The organism is Actinotalea alkalitolerans (genome assembly GCF_023369855.1).
Lineage (GTDB): Bacteria > Actinomycetota > Actinomycetes > Actinomycetales > Cellulomonadaceae > Actinotalea.
This window is the reverse complement of record NZ_JAMBPP010000004.1, coordinates 103,345-120,420: the sequence shown is the minus strand read 5'-3', so window position 1 is coordinate 120,420 and position 17,076 is coordinate 103,345. Positions and strand designations below refer to the sequence as shown.

The window sequence follows — 17,076 nt, the reverse complement described above, 5'->3', positions numbered from 1 at the left end:
TCACGGCACCCGGGCGACCCACTCCGGGGTCGAGAACTTGGTCGCGACCAGCGTCTCGGCACGCTCACGCTCAGCCCGGGTCACCGCACCGTCGACGGTCGTGTACTGCGCGCGGAAGTGCTCCTTGAACGCCTCGATCACCTGTGCGCGGGGCAGACCGGTCTGCGAGCGCAGGGGGTCGACCCGCTTGTTGGCGCTCGCGGTGCCCTTGTCCGACATCTTCTCCCGACCGATGCGCAGCACCTCGAGCATCTTGGTCGCGTCGATGTCGTAGGCCATGGTCACGTGGTGCAGCACCGCACCGCTCGCGAAACGCTTCTGGGCCGCACCGGCGATCTTGCCCGAGGGTGAGGCGATGTCGTTGAGCGGGACGTACGTGGCGTCGATGCCCAGCCCGCGCAGGGCACCGATGACCCAGTCGTCGAGGAAGGCGTAGGAACGCTCGAAGCTGAGCCCTTCGACCAGGGAGGTGGGGACGGTCAGCGAGTAGGTGATCGTGTTGCCCGGCTCGATGAACATCGCCCCACCGCCCGAGACCCGGCGGACCACCGTGATCCCGTGCCGCTCGGCGCCCGCCGGGTCGACCTCGTTGCGCAGCGACTGGAAGGAGCCGATCACCACCGCGGACGCGCCCCACTCCCAGATCCGTAGCGTCGGGCGCCGCGTGCCCGCACCGACCGACTCGGCCATCGCCTCGTCCAGGGCCATGTGCATCGCGGGTGACTGCGGGCCCTCGTGCACGATCTCGAACTCGTGGTCCTCCCACCGGGTCGCGTGCCCCAGCGCTCGCCGCACCGCGATGGCCACGGCCTCAGGGGTGAACCCCACCATGGTGACGCCGGCGCCGAGCACGCTCTCGATCACCGTGGTCAGCTGGGCGACGGTGGCCGTGACGGGCATGCCGAGCAGCGCACCGTCGATGCTCTCGAGGGCGTCGTCGGGCTCGAGGAAGAAGTCCCCGCTCACCGCGACCCTCGTCAACCTGTCCTGGGCGGCCTCGATCTCGACCGCCACGAGCTTGCCACCGGGCACCTTGTACTCACCGCGCATCCGGCCACCCTACGTCCGGCCGGCGTGCGGCGATCACGTGCCTGAGATGGCGTCGCACCCCCCGGCGCCGTAGGCTGGTTGAAGATTCCACCACCAGAGAGGCCCCGATGACCCAGGACGAGCACCCCGAGCACACCGAGGGCGGTCGCTACACGACCAAGGGCAAGGAGTTCACCCGGGACTCCCGCTACATCACCACGCGCATCACCGCCGACGGCCAGGACGGCTTCGCCGTCGAGGCCGGTCGGTACCGCCTGGTGGCGGCCCGGGCGTGCCCGTGGGCGAACCGCACGCTGATCGTGCGTCGCCTGCTGGGCCTCGAGGACGCCTTGTCGGTCGGGCTGCCCGGTCCCACCCACGACGCACGGTCGTGGACCTTCGACCTGGACCCCGAGGGACGCGACCCGGTGCTGGGCATCGAACGCCTCCAGGAGGCCTACCTGCGGCGGGACCCCGACTACCCGCGCGGCATCACGGTACCCGCGATCGTGGACGTGCCGACCGGGGCGGTGGTCACCAACGACTTCGCGCAGATCACCCTGGACCTGTCGACGCAGTGGCGCGAGCACCACCGCGACGGCGCACCCGACCTCTACCCCGAGCACCTGCGCACCGAGATCGACGAGGTCGCCGAGCGGGTCTTCACCGAGGTCAACAACGGCGTCTACCGGTGCGGGTTCGCCGGGTCGCAAGGGGCCTACGACCGGGCCCACGAGCGCCTCTGGGCCGGGCTGGACTGGCTCGAGGAGCGCCTGACCACCCGCCGCTACCTCGTCGGGGACAGCATCACCGAGGCCGACGTCCGCCTGTTCACCACGCTGGTGCGCTTCGACGCCGTCTACCACGGGCACTTCAAGTGCAACCGGAGCACCCTGACCCAGATGCCGGCCCTGTGGGGATACGCCCGGGACCTGTTCCAGACCCCCGGGTTCGGAGACACGATCGACTTCGAGCAGATCAAGCAGCACTACTACGTGGTGCACAGCGACATCAACCCCACCGGGATCGTCCCGGCCGGCCCCGACCTGTCGGGGTGGATGACGGAGCACGGTCGCGAGCAGCTCGGCGGGCGACCCTTCGGCGACGGGACGGCGCCCGGCCCGGTCCGCGAGGGCGAGCGGGTCGACCCCGCGCACACCCCGTTGCGCTGAACCCGGGCCGCTGCCGCGGGGCGGTCGGGCCAGGCCCGACGCGTGGCCGCGCCCGGCCGCTCAGCCCCGCTTCTCGACCCCCGCGTGGACGAGCCCGTAGACGATCGAGTCCACGATCGCCTCCCACGAGGCCTCGATGACGTTGGGGCCGACCCCGACCGTGCTCCAGGTGGTGTCGGCGCCGGTGTCCATCGTCTCGACCAGCACCCGGGTCACCGCGTCGGTCCCGTGCATGGTGTCCAGGATGCGCACCTTGAAGTCGATCAGCTCGAAACGCTCGACCTCGGGATAGGTCGGGACCAGGGCGAGCCGCAGCGCGTGGTCCAGGGCGTTGACCGGTCCGTTGCCCTCCCCGGTCGCGATGACCCGCGAGCCACCCACGACCATCTTGACCGTCGCCTCGGCGATTGCCTCGGCCGGGTTGCCCGGGACGGTGTCGACGATCACCCGCCAGCTCTCGGTGTCGAAGAAGCTGGTCCGCTCCCCCGCCAGCTCCTCACGCAGCAGCAGCTCGAACGAGGCGTCCGCAGCGTCGTAGGTGTACCCCTGGGCCTCGGCGTCCTTGACCCGCTGAGTCACCCGGGAGAGCAGCTCGCCCTGCCCGGCCAGGTCGAAGCCGAGCTCACGCCCCTTGAGCTCGATCGAGGCCCGACCTGCCATGTCCGAGACGAGCATGCGCATGTCGTTGCCGATCAGCGTCGGGTCGATGTGCTGGTAGAGGTCCGGGTCGACCTTGATCGCGCTCGCGTGCAGCCCGGCCTTGTGGGCGAAGGCGCTCGCGCCCACGTACGGCTGCCGGGCGAACGGCGCGATGTTCGTGATCTCGCTGATGGCGTGGGCGATCCTGGTGAGCTCGCGCAGCCCGTCACCCGCGAGCAGGGTGCGCCCGTCCTTGAGCTCGAGGTTCGCCACCACGGCGAGCAGGTCGGCGTTGCCGGTGCGCTCGCCGTAGCCGTTGACGGTGCCCTGGACGTGCACCGCACCGGCGTCGACGGCGGCCAACGTGTTGGCCACCGCGCACCCCGAGTCGTTGTGCGCATGGATGCCCAGGCGTCCGTCGACCTCGGCGCGCACGTCGGAGACGATCTGAGCGACCCAGCCCGGCAGCATGCCGCCGTTCGTGTCGCACAGCGTGACCACCTCGGCACCGGCCGCGAAGGCCGCCACGGCCGCACGCAGCGCGTAGGCGGGGTCGAAGCGGTAGCCGTCGAAGAAGTGCTCGGCGTCCACGACCACCCGGCGCCCCTCGCCGACCAGGAAGGCCACCGAGTCGGTGATCATCGCGAGGTTCTCCTCGCCCGTGGTCCGCAGCGCCCGCTCGACGTGCCGCAGGTCGCTCTTGGCGACGAGAGTGACCACCGGTGCCTCGGAGTCGAGCAGCGCACGCACCTGGGCGTCCTCCCAGGCGCGGGTCCCGGCCTTGCGGGTCGCCCCGAAGGCGGCGAGCACCGCGTGGTGCAGGTCGAGCTCCTTGGCCGCGCGGGCGAAGAACTCGGTGTCCTTGGGGATCGCCCCGGGCCACCCGCCCTCGATGTAGCCGACCCCCAGCTCGTCGAGCAGGGGCGCGATGGCGAGCTTGTCGGAGACCGACAGGTTCATCCCCTCCTGCTGCGCACCGTCGCGCAGCGTCGTGTCGTACACGTCGAAGGTCGTGGGGTCCACGGGAGCTCATCTCGTCGAGCCACCACCGGGGGTCCGGTGGCGGAGTGCTGGTCCTGCCGTTCCATCATTCCTCGTCGCCCGCGCTCCGTCAGGGGCGCCCGGCGGGGGTGGTGCCGGGTGGTGCGGACGACGTGCCGGTCAGGCGGGGGTGGTGCCCGGACCAACAAAAAGACCCCCCGGGATACGGGAGGTCTGCGCGTTCGGCGGGTGTGTGCCGAACGCGCTACTCGATAATGAGGGTGATCTGGGTCACGTGGGCATCATGCCACACCGTCCGACTCCTGAGAACCTCCGTCTCAGGGCGGCCGTCGGACGGTCGAGGGCGGGACCGCCTGACCTCAGAGCAGACGGTGCATCCACCCGTGGGGGTCTGCCGCCCGGCCGTACTGGATGTCGGTGAGCGCCTCGCGCAGACCCGTCGTGACCCGGCCCGCAGCACCGTCGGCCACGGCGAGGTCGAAGTCGGCGCCCGCGAGCCTCCCGATCGGCGTGATCACCGCAGCGGTGCCGCACGCGAAGACCTCGGTCACCGACCCGTCGGCCAACCCCGCGCGGAGCTCGGCCAGGGCGATCGGCCGCTCCTGGACGTCGTGGCCCGAGTCGGCGAGCAGCCGCAGGATCGAGGACCTCGTCACACCCTCGAGGATGGTGCCCGAGAGCTCGGGTGTCGCGACGCTGCCGTCCGCACCGACGATGAACACATTCATCCCGCCGAGCTCCTCGAGCAGCGAGTTGGTCGACGCGTCGAGGAAGCACACCTGGTCGCACCCCTTGGACTGCGCCTCCTGCTGCGGGAGGAGGCTCGCGGCGTAGTTGCCGCCGCACTTGGCAGCCCCCGTCCCCCCGGCCCCCGACCGGTGGTAGTCCTGGGCGACCCAGATCGACACGGGCTTGACCCCACCGGCGAAGTACGGGCCGACCGGCGAGGCGATGACCAGGTACTCGGCCTGCTGCGTCGCCCGCACACCCAAGAAGTCCTCCGAGGCGTACATGAACGGACGCAGGTAGAGGCTGGTCTCCTCCCCCGACGGCACCCAGGCCGCGTCCACGCGCACGAGCGCCTCGATCGAGCCCAGGAAGTCCTCCGCGGACAGCTGGGGCAGGGCGAGACGGTGGGCCGAGCGGGCGAACCGTGCGGCGTTGGCCTCGGGACGGAAGGTCCACACCGAGCCGTCTGCGTGCCGGTAGGCCTTGAGACCCTCGAAGATCTCCTGGCCGTAGTGCAGCACAGCCGCGGCGGGGTTGAGGTTCAGCGGACCGTACTTCTCGATGCGCCGATCACTCCACCCACCGCCCGCGGTCCAGGTGCACCGCGCCATGTGGTCGGTGAACACGGTGCCGAAACGCGGCGACGCGATCAGCGCCCTCCGGTCGGGCTCGGGAAGCGGGGAGTCGGAGAGCCGGACCTCGAAGGCTCCGGCGGCTCGCGTGGGCGCCGGGCGCGGGGACTCGGGCAGGGACGTCATGCTCATCGTGGGGCCTTTCACCAGGTTCGACTCTGACGGTACCGGTGACGACGGCCGGACGGGCTGCGAGCCCCAGGACGCCCGCGCGGGCTGCAGGTCAGCCGGCGACGCGGGCGGCGAGGTCGTGACCCACCTCGGCCGTCGACCGTACTCGGTCGCCCCGGTCGGCCAGGTCCCCGGCGACAGCCCGCTCGACGCGGGCGGCGGCCTCGGCCAGGCCCAGGTGCGCCAGCAGCATGCTCACGCTCAGGACCGTTGCCGTGGGGTCGGCCTTGCCCTGCCCGGCGATGTCGGGCGCTGATCCGTGAACCGGCTCGAACATCGAGGGCGCGGCACCGGTCGGGTTGATGTTGCCCGACGCGGCCAGACCGATCCCGCCGGTGATCGCGGCGGCCTGGTCGGTGAGGATGTCCCCGAAGAGGTTGTCGGTCACGATCACGTCGAAGCGTGAGGGCTTGGTGGTCATGAAGATCGTCGCAGCGTCCACGTGCAGGTAGTCCGTGGTCACGTCCGGGAAGTCCGCGTTGACGGCCTCGACCGTCCGGCGCCACAGATGACCGGCGTGGACCAGGACGTTGTGCTTGTGGACCAGCGTCAGGTGCCGGCGCGGGCGGGCGGCCGCCCGCGCGAAGGCGTCACGCACCACCCGCTCGACACCGAAGGCGGTGTTCACGCTCACCTCGTTGGCGACCTCGTGCGGGGTGCCGACCCGGATCGCCCCACCGTTGCCCACGTACGGGCCCTCGGTGCCTTCACGCACGACCACGAAGTCGACCTCGCCCGGGTCGGCGAGGGGTGAGCGCACCCCCGGGTAGAGCCGTGCCGGACGGAGGTTGACGTAGTGGTCGAGCTCGAAGCGCAGGCGCAGCAGCAGACCACGCTCGAGCACCCCCGACGGCACCTCAGGGTCGCCGATCGCGCCGAGCAGGATCGCGTCGTGCTCGCGGACCGCCGCGAGGTCGGTGTCGGTGAGGGTCTCGCCGGTCGTGTGCCACCGCCGGGCGCCGAGATCGAACTCGGTCGGGGTGATCGTGACGTCGCTTCCGCGCAACGCCGCGTCGAGCACCGCGAGCCCTTGCTCGACGACCTCGGTGCCGATGCCGTCACCCGCGACGACTGCCAGACGAACGGTGCGTGTCATGCGGTCGATCCTAGCCTCTGGGTCCCACCCTTCGGGACGCCCGTCTCACGGGACGGTCAGCGCCGTGGTGCCGGGAACCGGCACTCGAACCGCTCGAGCACCACGGGCATCGTCGGCTCGAACTCCTGCCCGAGCTCGGCCAGCACCCGGCGGAAGTACCTCTCGTGCTCGTGACGCCACGAGGCGAGCGTCCGGTCGTCCTCCCCCTCACGCTCGGCGTGCTCGTCGTCGACCTCGTCGAAGGGGACCACCCGCACCGCGGTCGTGCGCAGCAGGGCGCGCGGGTGGCCGCGACCGTCCAGGACGATCGACAGGTCGCCCGGGCTCGGCACGGGCTCGCCGGCTGCCTCGAGCTCGGCCACCGACACCGACGCCGCGGTCTTGACCCCGTCCAGGACCAGCCCGAGCAGCTCGTCGGCGAGCCGCGGGGAGTCGCCGAAGGCCCAGGCGGGCGGCGCGACGCCCGCCTGGGCGCCGACCCCGGTGACCACTGCGAGCCGGCCCAGACCCGCACTGCCGCGCGCGAGCTCCCAGAAGTCCATGATCTCGTCCCCGTCGGGCGCGTCCGCACCCCCGGCGCCAGAGTCCTCACCGGGGACGGGCTCGTCGGCAGGACGGTGGTGATCTGTGGGCGTCATGCCACCGATCATCGCAGCCCGGCGCCGGAGGCCCCATCCGGCACGTGGACGCCGCACCCACCACACTGGCCTCACCGCACGTCGTCGAGCGAAGGAGTCGGACACATGGGCGACCCCCACGAGTCCCGGTACCCCGGTGCCCACTCCACCCGACCCTCCGGGATCCCCGCGCGGGGCTGGTGGCAGATCCTGGTCCGCGCGATCAGGCGCTCGGGAGCCGACCGGGTTCCGCTGATCGCCGCGGGGGTCGCCTTCTTCGGCTTCCTCGCCCTGTTCCCGTCGCTGATCGCCGCGGTGCTCGTCTACGGCCTCGTCGCCAACCCCGAGGAGATCAACCGGCACGTCTCGGCGCTCTCCGCGATCCTGCCCCAGCAGGGCCTCGACCTGGTGACCGACCAGCTCGAGAGCCTCACCGCCACCGATCGGCAGGGGCTCTCCCTGGGCCTGGCCCTCTCGGTGGTGATCGCTCTCGTCTCGGCCTCGATCGGGGTGGCCCACCTGATCACCGCTGTCAACCTCGCCTACGAGGAGACCGAGCGTGTCGGCTTCCTCAAGCGCCGGGCGATGGCCCTGCTGTTCACCCTCGGCTCGGTCGTCGTGGTCTCCGTCCTGCTCGCACTGGCCGGTGTCGTCCCGCTGCTGCTGGGCGGCAGCGACGCCGGACGACTCACGATCAACCTCGGTCGATGGGTGGTGATCCTCGCCGTCTCGGTCCTCGCGCTGGGGATCATCTACCGTCACGGCCCGCAGCGCCGTGCAGCACGAGTGCCGTGGGTCAGCGTCGGAGCCGTGGTGGCGACCGCGATCTGGCTGCTCGCCTCGGGCGGCTTCTCGCTCTACGTGTCCGTCCTGGGGCGCTACGCCGAGACCTACGGCGCGCTGGCCGGGGTGGTCGTCCTGCAGATCTGGATGTGGCTGACCAGCATGGCCGTGCTCTTCGGCGCGGAGATCAACGCCGAGGCCGAGCACCAGACCGACGCGGACACCACCGTCGGCCCCGACCGACCCCGCGGCGCGCGAGGCGCCGTCAAGGCCGACACCGCCGTGGGCCGCCCCACCCCCGACACGCAGGCCTGAGCCGTCGTCGGCCCGAGCGCGAGGACGCCCGCCGCCCCCTGAGGGGACGACGGGCGTCAGCGTCCAGCGAGGTCAGCGCGCGGCCGAGCCCTCGGTGTAGTCCGACTCGGTGTCCTTGACCCACGAGAACATCTTGCGCAGCTCGCGGCCGGTCGACTCGATCGGGTGCGCCTCACCCTTCGCCCGCAGCGCCGCGAACTCGGGGCCCCCGGCGTCCTGGTCACCGATGAACCGCTCGGCGAAGGCACCTGACTGGATGTCGGCGAGCACGGCCTTCATGTTCTCCTTGACCGACGGGTCGATCACGCGGGGGCCCGAGACGTAGTCCCCGTACTCGGCGGTGTCCGAGACGCTCCAGCGCTGCTTGGCGATGCCACCCTCGACCATCAGGTCGACGATGAGCTTGAGCTCGTGCAGCACCTCGAAGTAGGCGACCTCAGGCTGGTAGCCGGCCTCGGTCAGGGTCTCGAAGCCATACTGGACCAGCTGCGAGGCACCGCCGCAGAGCACCGCCTGCTCGCCGAAGAGATCGGTCTCGGTCTCCTCGGTGAAAGTGGTCTTGATCCCACCGGCGCGCAGCCCGCCGATGGCCTTGGCGTAGGAGAGCGCGAGCTCCCAGGCCGAGCCGGTCGCGTCCTGCTCGACCGCGACGATCACCGGGACGCCACGGCCGGCCTCGTACTCACGGCGCACGAGGTGCCCCGGGCCCTTGGGCGCGACCATCACGACGTCGACGCCCTCGGGGGGTGTGATGTAGCCGAACCGGATGTTGAAGCCGTGGCCGAAGACCAGCGCAGCACCCTCACGCAGGTGGGGCGCGATCTCGTCGCGGTACACGTGGCGCTGGACCTGGTCGGGGGCCAGCACGACGACGACGTCGGCCTCCTTGACCGCCTCGGCCACGGTAGCCACACGCAGCCCCTGCTCCTGCGCCTTGGCGCGCGACGGCGAGCCCTCCCGCAGACCGACGCGCACGTCGATCCCCGAGTCGCGCAGGTTCAGCGAGTGGGCGTGGCCCTGGCTGCCGTAACCGATGACGGCGACCTTGCGGCCGGCGATGATGGACAGGTCGGCATCGTCGTCGTAGAACAGCTCAGCCACGGGTGTGTCTCCTTGCTAGGGGCGATCGGGTTGACGGGCGTGCAGCAGCACAAGTCTGGGGGAAGTCAGGCGGAGCGGTGGACGCGTTCCAGTGCTCGGTCGGTGATCGAACGAGAGCCGCGGCCGATGGCCACGGTCCCGGACTGCACGATCTCCCGGATGCCGAAGGGCTCGAGGGCCGCCAGGAGGGCGTCGAGCTTGCCCGGTCCCCCGGTCGCCTCGATCGTCACCGCGTCCGGGACGACGTCCACGACGCGTGCCCGGAACAGCTCGACGACCTCCAGGACGTGCGAGCGGATCGCGAGCTCCGCGCGGACCTTGACCAGCAGGAGCTCACGCTGCACCGACGAGTCCTGCTCGAGCTCGACGATCTTGATGATGTTGATGAGCTTGTTGAGCTGCTTGGTGACCTGCTCGAGCGGCAGCTCGTCGACGTCGACGACCACCGTGATCCGCGAGATCTCGTCGTGCTCGGTGGGGCCCACCGCGAGCGAGTGGATGTTGAACGAGCGGCGGGCGAACAGCCCCGCCACGCGGGTCAGCACGCCGGGCTTGTTCTCGACGAGCACCGACAGCGTGTGCCTGCTCATGATGCACCTTCTTCCGGGGACGTGGCGTGCGGCAGGTTCGCCGCGACGAGCGGGACAGGGTTGCAGGACCGGTGGCCCATCACTCCTCCCGGTCCCAGGCGGGGCTGATGCCCCGGGCGTACTGGATCTCGTCGTTGCTGACGCCTGCGGCCACCATCGGCCACACCATGGCGTCACGCGAGACGGTGAAGTCCACGACCACGGGCCGGTCGTCGATCTCGTTGGCGCGCTTGATCGTCGCGTCGACGTCGGCCAGGGTCTCGCAGCGCAGCCCGACGCAGCCGTAGGCGTCGGCCAGCTTGACGAAGTCCGGCACGCGCGCCGTGCCGTGACCGGTGTGCAGGTCGGTGTTGGAGTAGCGCGACTCGTAGAAGAGGGTCTGCCACTGCCGCACCATGCCCAGCGAGGAGTTGTTGATCACAGCGACCTTGATCGGGATCTCGTTGATGGTGCAGGTGGCGAGCTCCTGGTTGGTCATCTGGAAGCAGCCGTCACCGTCGATCGCCCAGACCGTGCGGTCCGGAGCACCCACCTTGGCCCCCATGGCAGCGGGCACCGAGTACCCCATGGTCCCCAGGCCTCCGGAGTTGAGCCAGCTGTTGGGTCGCTCGTACCGGATGAACTGCGCGGCCCACATCTGGTGCTGCCCCACTCCTGCGACGTAGATCGCGTCGGGGCCGGTGAGCGCGCCGATCCGCGAGATGACGTGCTGCGGGGAGAGCTGGCCGTCCTCGGGCTCGGTGAAGCCCAGCGGGAAGGTCTCGCGCCAGTCGTCGATCTGGCGCCACCAGCCCTCGAGGTCGGGCTTGCCGTGCTGGGTGTGCTCGCGGGCGAGCTCGGGCAGCAGGTCGCTGATCACCTCGCGCAGGTCACCGACGATCGGCACGTCCACCCGTCGGTTCTTGCCGATCTCGGCCGGGTCGATGTCGGCGTGCACGATCGTCGCGTGCGGGGCGAAGGACGAGAGCTTGCCGGTGACGCGGTCGTCGAAACGCGCGCCGAGGGCGACGATCAGGTCGGCCTTCTGCAGGGCGGCGACTGCGGGAACCGTCCCGTGCATCCCGGGCATCCCGAGGTTCTGGGGGTGGGAGTCGGGCAGTGCCCCACGTGCCATCAGGGTGGTCACGGCCGGTGCCCCGGAGGCGTCGACCAGCTTGCGCAGCTCGGCGCTCGCCCCCGAACGGATCGCGCCGCCACCCACGTAGAGCACCGGGCGGCGGGCGGTCGCCAGGAGCCGAGCAGCCTCTCGGACCTGCTTGGCGTGCGGCTTGACCACCGGGTGGTAGCCCGGCAGCGCGAAGTCCTGAGGCCAGGAGAACGTCGTCTGGGCCTGCATCGCCGACTTCGCGATGTCCACCAGGACAGGACCGGGCCGTCCCGTGCTGGCGATGTGGAACGCCTCGGCGATCACCCGCGGGATCTCGTCGGGGTCGGTCACCAGGAAGTTGTGCTTGGTCACCGGAAGGGTGATGCCGACGATGTCGGCCTCCTGGAACGCGTCGGTGCCGATCATGGAGGCCCCGACCTGCCCGGTGATCGCGACCATCGGGATCGAGTCCATGTTCGCGTCCGCGATCGGCGTGACGAGGTTCGTGGCCCCCGGGCCCGAGGTCGCCATGCACACCCCGACCCGACCGGTCGCGTGGGCGTAGCCCGAGGCGGCGTGCCCGGCCCCCTGCTCGTGCCGCACCAGGATGTGCCGCAGCCGGGTGGAGTCCATCAGCGGGTCGTAGGTGGGCAGGATCGCCCCGCCCGGGATGCCGAAGACGATCTCGACCCCGGCCTCCTCGAGCGAGCGCACGATCGACTGCGCACCGGTCGCCGGCGTGCTGGCGACGGTCCGGGCGGTCGCCACGGGACCTGGGACACCCGAGGGGCGGACCACGTCGGCGGGGGTGACGACCGGGACGGGCGTCGGCTGCGGGACGGGGCGGGCAGCGTCGTGAGGACGGCTGCTCACGGCAGGAGCCGGGTGCGGGCCCTGGACCATCGGTATCTCCCTGGCGTCGGTGCTGGTGACACGGTGCGGTGCTGGTGCTGGTGCATGAAAAAACCCCTCGGCCCACGGGGGGCGTGTCGAGGGGTGAGCGCTGACGAGACCTGGGAGCTGTCGCCGGCGCCTAGGTGAGTACTACGAGAGTCGTCTGCACAGGCGAGACACTACGCCTCGCACGCCTCGCTGTCACGCCGTTCGCACGCCGTCTCGCATCGTGGTCCACGAGTCCGCATCGCGGACGTCGCGCGTGGGCTGCGACGGGCCCGCACCCCGTGGGACCAGCGGGGGCGGGCCCGGCGCCAGAGGTCAGATCAGGACGGCACCGGTCGAGGCCGACTGGACGAGCTTCGCGTACTTCGCGAGCACACCCCGCGTGTAGGTGGGGGGCAGCGGCGACCAGCCGACGGCTCGCTCGGCCAGCTCCGCGGGCTCGACCAGCAGGTCGAGGGTGCTGTGGGCCATGTCCAGGCGGATCCGGTCACCGTCCCGCACGAAGGCGATCGGGCCGGCGTCGACCGCCTCGGGGGCGACGTGGCCCACGCACAGGCCCGTCGTCCCCCCCGAGAAGCGTCCGTCCGTCAGCAGCAGCACGTCCTTGCCGAGGCCTGCCCCCTTGATGGCGCCGGTGATGGCGAGCATCTCGCGCATCCCGGGGCCGCCCTTGGGGCCCTCGTACCGGATGACCACGACGTCGCCGGCCTGGATGGTGCCGTCGGCGAGGGCGTCAAGCGCAGAACGCTCGCGCTCGAAGACCCGAGCGGTGCCCTCGAAGACGTCGGAGTCGAAGCCTGCCGACTTGACCACCGCACCCTCAGGGGCGAGTGATCCGTGCAGGATCGTGATCCCTCCGGTGCGGTGGATCGGGTTGTCCAGCGCGCGCAGGATCTTGCCGTCCGGGTCGGGCGGAGCGATCTCGGCGAGGTTCTCGGCGACCGTCCTGCCCGTGACCGTCAGGCAGTCACCGTGCAGCAGCCCTGCGTCCAGCAGCGCCTTCATCACCACCGGCACACCGCCGATCCGGTCGACGTCGTTCATGACGTAGCGCCCGAACGGCTTGAGGTCACCCAGGTGCGGCACCTTGGCCGCGACCCGGGAGAAGTCCTCGAGGGTCAGGTCCACCTCGGCCTCGTGGGCGATCGCGAGGAGGTGCAGCACCGCGTTGGTCGAACCACCGAACGCCATCACCACGGCGATCGCGTTCTCGAAGGCCTCCTTGGTCATGATCTGGCGCGCGGTGATGCCCCGCCGCAGCAGCTCGACCACGGCCTCGCCCGAGCGCACCGCGAAGACGTCACGCCGGCGGTCCGCGGACGGCGGGGCCGCGGAGCCCGGAAGGGACATCCCCATGGCCTCGGCCACCGACGCCATGGTGTTCGCGGTGTACATGCCGCCGCACGCACCTTCACCCGGGCAGATGGCCCGTTCGATCCGGCCGACGTCCTCGGTGCTCATCAGCCCACGCGAGCAGGCCCCGACAGCCTCGAAGGCGTCGATGATCGTGACCTCCTTCTCGGTGCCGTCCTCGAGCTTGACCCAGCCCGGGGCGATCGAGCCCGCGTAGAGGAAGACCGAGGCCAGGTCCAGCCGGGCCGCCGCCATCAGCATGCCGGGCAGCGACTTGTCACAGCCGGCGAGGAGCACCGACCCGTCGAGGCGCTCGGCCTGCATGACGATCTCGACGCTGTCCGCGATGACGTCCCGGCTCACCAGGGAGAAGTGCATGCCCTCGTGACCCATCGAGATGCCGTCCGAGACCGAGATGGTCCCGAACTCGAGCGGGAACCCACCACCCGCGTGGACCCCGTTCTTGACGGCCTTGGCGAGCCGGTCGAGGGACAGGTTGCACGGGGTGATCTCGTTCCACGAGCTCGCGACACCGATCTGCGGCTTGGCGAAGTCCTCGTCACCCAGGCCCACGGCCCGGAGCATCCCGCGCGAGGCGGTGCTCTCCAGACCGTCGGTCACCTGGCGGCTACGGGGCTTGATGTCGACGGCTGCGTCGGTGGCTCGGTCGGTCGTCTCGCTCATGCCGGGAGTCTAGGACCGCACCCCCTGGACGTGAGGGCGAGGGCCGCAGTGCGGACGTTTGACCCGGTCCGACCTCAGTCGCGGGCCTGCCAGGTGCACACGCAGGCCTCGTTCCCCTCGACGTCGGCAAGCACCCAGAAGGCCGGGGCGCGCTCGTCGCTGACCAGGGTGCCACCCGCCGCGACCGCGGCGGCGACCCGCTGCTCGGCGACGTCGTGCGGGACCGACACGTCCAGATGGATCCGGTTGCGCTGCGGACGCGGCGCATCCATCTGCTGGAACCAGAGCGCCGGCCCGATCCCCGCCGGGTCGACCAGCGCCGGTGAGGAGTCCTCGGCGACCGGGACCTCCTCGGCGTAACCCAGCACGGCGCGCCAGAACGGGACCACCGCGGGGATGTCCAGGGCGTCGATCGCGACCTCGAGCGCCTGGGGAGCAGTCGTGTCCGCCTTGATGCCGAGCTCGTCGACCACCGCCGACACGGCCCCGGCCAGGGCCACGTCTCGTCCGGTCAGCCCTCCGACGTCGTGCGAGACGGTCGAGAGGTGGACCGAGCCGTACCGCAGGTCGACGTCGGGGTGGTGGTTGAGGGCCTCGGCGACCTCGGCGACCCGCTGGGTGAGCTCGAGGCCGCAGGTGAAGGTACCGGTGCGGAAGGTGCCGTGCACCCTGCCCAGCACCACCCGCCAGTGGCGGGGGTCCAGGGCGTCGGTCACCTCGGAGTCGCGCAAGAGGTCGCTCATGCCCTCACTGTGGCACCCCGGGAGGACATCCACGAGCGGGCCGGCGCGTCCTGCGGACCCGAGAGCGGTGCGTGATCCCCCGGGCTTGCAGTTGACGTAACGTCATCTTCTAGCGTGCACGACGACGGCGGAAGGCCCGCCGTCGGCAGGCACGGAGGTGAGGTCACATGGTCGAGGACCTGGTGCACCGACCGACCCGGACCTGGGCGATCGACGAGGTGTCCCGGCTCTCGGGAGTCACCTCACGCACCCTGCGGCACTACGACGCGATCGGGCTGCTCGTCCCGCTCGGCGTCGCCGCGGGAGGACGACGGCTCTACGGCCACGAGGAGCTGCTGCGGCTGCAGCAGGTCCTGGTGCTGCGGGAGCTCGACGTCCCGCTGAGCACGATCGCCGAGATCCTCGACGCGGCGGCGACCGCGCCGAACGGGGCCCAGGGTGCTGCAGCGCACCGGGCCGCGGTCCTGCGCGAGCACCATGCCCGTCTGGTGGCCGAGCGGGACCGCTTCGACCGTCTCGCCAGGACCGTCGCCCGCACCCTTGAGTCCCTGGAAGGGGGGCACGACATGGCAGCGAAGGACCTCTACGCAGGGTTCGACAACAGCCAGTACGACACCGAGGCGCGCGAGCGCTGGGGCACCACGGCCGTGGACCGCAGCACGGCGGCGTGGGAGCGGATGGGCCACGACGGCCAGAGCGCCTTCCACGAGGAGTCGGCCGAGATCGGCCGAGGCCTCGCCGCGCTCATGGCCGCGCGGGTCCCGGTCGAGGACACCCGGGTCCAGGGGCTACTCGAGCGTCATCACGCCCAGATCGCCCTGTTCTGGACGCCCGACGCCGAGTCCTACCGCGGTCTGGGCCGGATGTACGTCGACGACCCGCGGTTCACCGCGACCTACGACGCCTACGCCCCCGGGCTCGCGGCGTACCTGTGCGAGGCGATCGACCACTTCGCGACCCACCGGCTCGCGGCCGCCGATCGACCCTGAGGACGACCTCGCACGGCGTCGCACGGCTGCGGCGTGGTGGAAGGGCCCGGTCTCCGGCACCTCCCTCGGGTGCGGGAGACCGGGTGTCCTGTGTTCTCAGACCGGGTGAAGCACCTCGGTCCCGGTCAGCCGCGGGTGCCGGTACGAGCAGGGCTGAGAGCCCGCCGACCGTGGCAGGCTCACCGTCTGGCGCCCGGAAGGGTTGACCCGACCACCGAGGACACCGGCGATCGCCGGGCCGCCCTCCTCGCCCGGGAGGAAGGCCTGCACGACCGCGGCGCACCCTCTCGCAGCGCCCAGTCCCGGTCCGCACAGTACGCGGCGCTCGCGATCACGTGTCAAACGATATCGATAACGTTATCGATCCGATACACTCCCCTCGTGCAACCGTCCGGAAGAGTCACGATCGGTGACGTCGCCCGCACCGCCGGCGTCTCGGTCGCCACGGTGTCCAAGGTCATCAACGGCCGTTACGGAGTCGCGGCCGCAACCTTCAGCCGGGTGCAGGAGGTCATCGACGACCTCGGCTACGAGTCGAGCCTCGTGGCCCGCAGCCTGCGCAGCCACCGCACGAACGTGATCGGCATCCTGGTCGCCGAGTTCGAGCCGTTCAGCACCGAGATCCTCAAGGGCACCTCGGCAGCGATCGCCGGGACCGGCTACGAGCTGCTCGCCTACTCCGGTGGCGGGCGACCCGGGGGCAACGTCGGGTGGGAGCGCCGCTACCTCTCGCGTCTGAGCGGCACCCTGATCGACGGCGCGATCCTGGTCACACCGACGGTCGTGGACGCCGACAGCAACATCCCGGTCGTCGCGATCGACCCGCACACCGGGCCGACCGGGCTCCCCACGGTCGACTCCGACAACCTCACCGGCGCCATCCTGGCGGTGGAGCACCTGCTGCGGCTGGGTCACCGCCGCATCGGCTTCCTGAGCGGCCGACCCGACCTCGAGTCCTCCCGGCTGCGCGAGCAGGGATACCGCACCGCACTCGAGGCAGCCGGCATCCCGCTCGACCCGACGCTGGTGCGGCTCGGTGGCTACCGGGTCGAGTCTGCCCTCGGCCCAGCGACCGAGCTGCTGAACCTCGAGCAGCGCCCGACAGCGATCTTCGCGGCCAACGACCTGTCCGCGATCAGCACGATGCGCGCCGCCGCCGCTCTTGGCCTGAGCGTCCCGGAAGACCTGTCGGTGATCGGCTTCGACAACGTCCCCGAGTCGGCGCTGACCCAACCACCGCTGACGACGATCAGCCAACCCATCCAGGAGATGGGCTCGCGCGGGATCGACCTGCTCATCGGGCTGATGAACGGGACCGTCGACCCGGGCACCCACGTCCGGCTCCCCACGGCGCTGGTCGACCGCGGCTCCTGCCGCGCGATCTGACCGCACCCGACCTGACCGACGGGTCCGGGGCGGCACCGGGCCGAAGGGTCAGGTCCAG

The 17,076-nt window shown here is 71.1% G+C and carries 14 protein-coding genes and 1 pseudogene; 4 read left to right on the top strand and 11 right to left on the bottom strand.

What is annotated here, in order from left to right; translation table 11 throughout:
• Positions 1–1,050, bottom strand: a complete 1,050-nt coding sequence (locus M1R94_RS05760; protein WP_249380718.1) for a lipoate--protein ligase family protein — start codon at positions 1,048–1,050, stop codon at positions 1–3.
• 107 nt (positions 1,051–1,157) lie between these two features.
• On the opposite strand from M1R94_RS05760, the gene M1R94_RS05755 reads away from it, so the two are divergent.
• The gene (locus M1R94_RS05755) at positions 1,158–2,201 is read left to right on the top strand and encodes a glutathione S-transferase family protein (protein WP_249380717.1); all 1,044 of its coding nucleotides are present in this window, start codon (positions 1,158–1,160) and stop codon (positions 2,199–2,201) included.
• A gap of 60 nt (positions 2,202–2,261) precedes the next feature.
• Here the strand turns inward: M1R94_RS05755 and cimA are convergent, their stop codons facing one another.
• The 4 genes from cimA to M1R94_RS05735 form a co-directional block, all read right to left on the bottom strand.
• Complete coding sequence (cimA, locus tag M1R94_RS05750; protein ID WP_308199878.1) at positions 2,262–3,863, bottom strand: citramalate synthase; 1,602 nt, start codon at positions 3,861–3,863, stop codon at positions 2,262–2,264.
• 338 nt (positions 3,864–4,201) lie between these two features.
• Positions 4,202–5,329 (bottom strand): branched-chain amino acid aminotransferase, encoded by a 1,128-nt coding sequence (locus M1R94_RS05745; RefSeq protein ID WP_249380933.1) that lies wholly within the window; start codon positions 5,327–5,329, stop codon positions 4,202–4,204.
• Positions 5,330–5,426: 97 nt separating this feature from the next.
• Positions 5,427–6,470, bottom strand: a complete 1,044-nt coding sequence (locus tag M1R94_RS05740) for a 3-isopropylmalate dehydrogenase (RefSeq protein ID WP_249380716.1) — start codon at positions 6,468–6,470, stop codon at positions 5,427–5,429.
• Positions 6,471–6,526: 56 nt separating this feature from the next.
• Positions 6,527–7,108 (bottom strand): ASCH domain-containing protein, encoded by a 582-nt coding sequence (locus M1R94_RS05735; protein WP_249380715.1) that lies wholly within the window; start codon positions 7,106–7,108, stop codon positions 6,527–6,529.
• Positions 7,109–7,213: 105 nt separating this feature from the next.
• On the opposite strand from M1R94_RS05735, the gene M1R94_RS05730 reads away from it, so the two are divergent.
• On the top strand, positions 7,214–8,185 hold the full coding sequence (locus M1R94_RS05730; protein WP_249380714.1) for a YihY/virulence factor BrkB family protein: 972 nt from the start codon (positions 7,214–7,216) through the stop codon (positions 8,183–8,185).
• A gap of 72 nt (positions 8,186–8,257) precedes the next feature.
• Here M1R94_RS05730 and ilvC read toward each other — a convergent pair whose 3' ends face one another.
• From ilvC to M1R94_RS05705, 5 genes are all read right to left on the bottom strand, one after another.
• Positions 8,258–9,286, bottom strand: coding sequence for a ketol-acid reductoisomerase (gene ilvC / locus M1R94_RS05725; protein ID WP_249380713.1), 1,029 nt, complete (start codon positions 9,284–9,286; stop codon positions 8,258–8,260).
• 65 nt (positions 9,287–9,351) lie between these two features.
• Positions 9,352–9,876 carry an acetolactate synthase small subunit gene (gene ilvN / locus M1R94_RS05720; protein WP_249380712.1) on the bottom strand — a complete coding sequence of 175 codons (525 nt, stop codon included), beginning with the start codon at positions 9,874–9,876 and terminating at the stop codon, positions 9,352–9,354.
• Between the two features lie 79 nt (positions 9,877–9,955).
• On the bottom strand, positions 9,956–11,866 hold the full coding sequence (locus M1R94_RS05715; RefSeq protein WP_249380711.1) for an acetolactate synthase large subunit: 1,911 nt from the start codon (positions 11,864–11,866) through the stop codon (positions 9,956–9,958).
• A 312-nt stretch (positions 11,867–12,178) separates the two neighbouring features.
• The gene (gene ilvD, locus M1R94_RS05710) at positions 12,179–13,900 is read right to left on the bottom strand and encodes a dihydroxy-acid dehydratase (protein WP_249380710.1); all 1,722 of its coding nucleotides are present in this window, start codon (positions 13,898–13,900) and stop codon (positions 12,179–12,181) included.
• 74 nt (positions 13,901–13,974) lie between these two features.
• Positions 13,975–14,643, bottom strand: coding sequence for a VOC family protein (locus M1R94_RS05705; RefSeq protein WP_249380709.1), 669 nt, complete (start codon positions 14,641–14,643; stop codon positions 13,975–13,977).
• A gap of 167 nt (positions 14,644–14,810) precedes the next feature.
• Between M1R94_RS05705 and M1R94_RS05700 the strand changes: the two genes are divergently transcribed.
• Positions 14,811–15,632 (top strand): MerR family transcriptional regulator, encoded by an 822-nt coding sequence (locus M1R94_RS05700; RefSeq protein WP_249380708.1) that lies wholly within the window; start codon positions 14,811–14,813, stop codon positions 15,630–15,632.
• A gap of 120 nt (positions 15,633–15,752) precedes the next feature.
• Here M1R94_RS05700 and M1R94_RS05695 read toward each other — a convergent pair.
• A pseudogene (locus tag M1R94_RS05695) lies at positions 15,753–15,911 on the bottom strand (glycoside hydrolase family 3 C-terminal domain-containing protein); the annotation flags it as partial.
• A 102-nt stretch (positions 15,912–16,013) separates the two neighbouring features.
• Here M1R94_RS05695 and M1R94_RS05690 point away from each other — a divergent pair.
• Positions 16,014–17,018 (top strand): LacI family DNA-binding transcriptional regulator, encoded by a 1,005-nt coding sequence (locus M1R94_RS05690; protein WP_249380707.1) that lies wholly within the window; start codon positions 16,014–16,016, stop codon positions 17,016–17,018.
• The last annotated feature ends 58 nt before the right edge of the window (positions 17,019–17,076 follow it).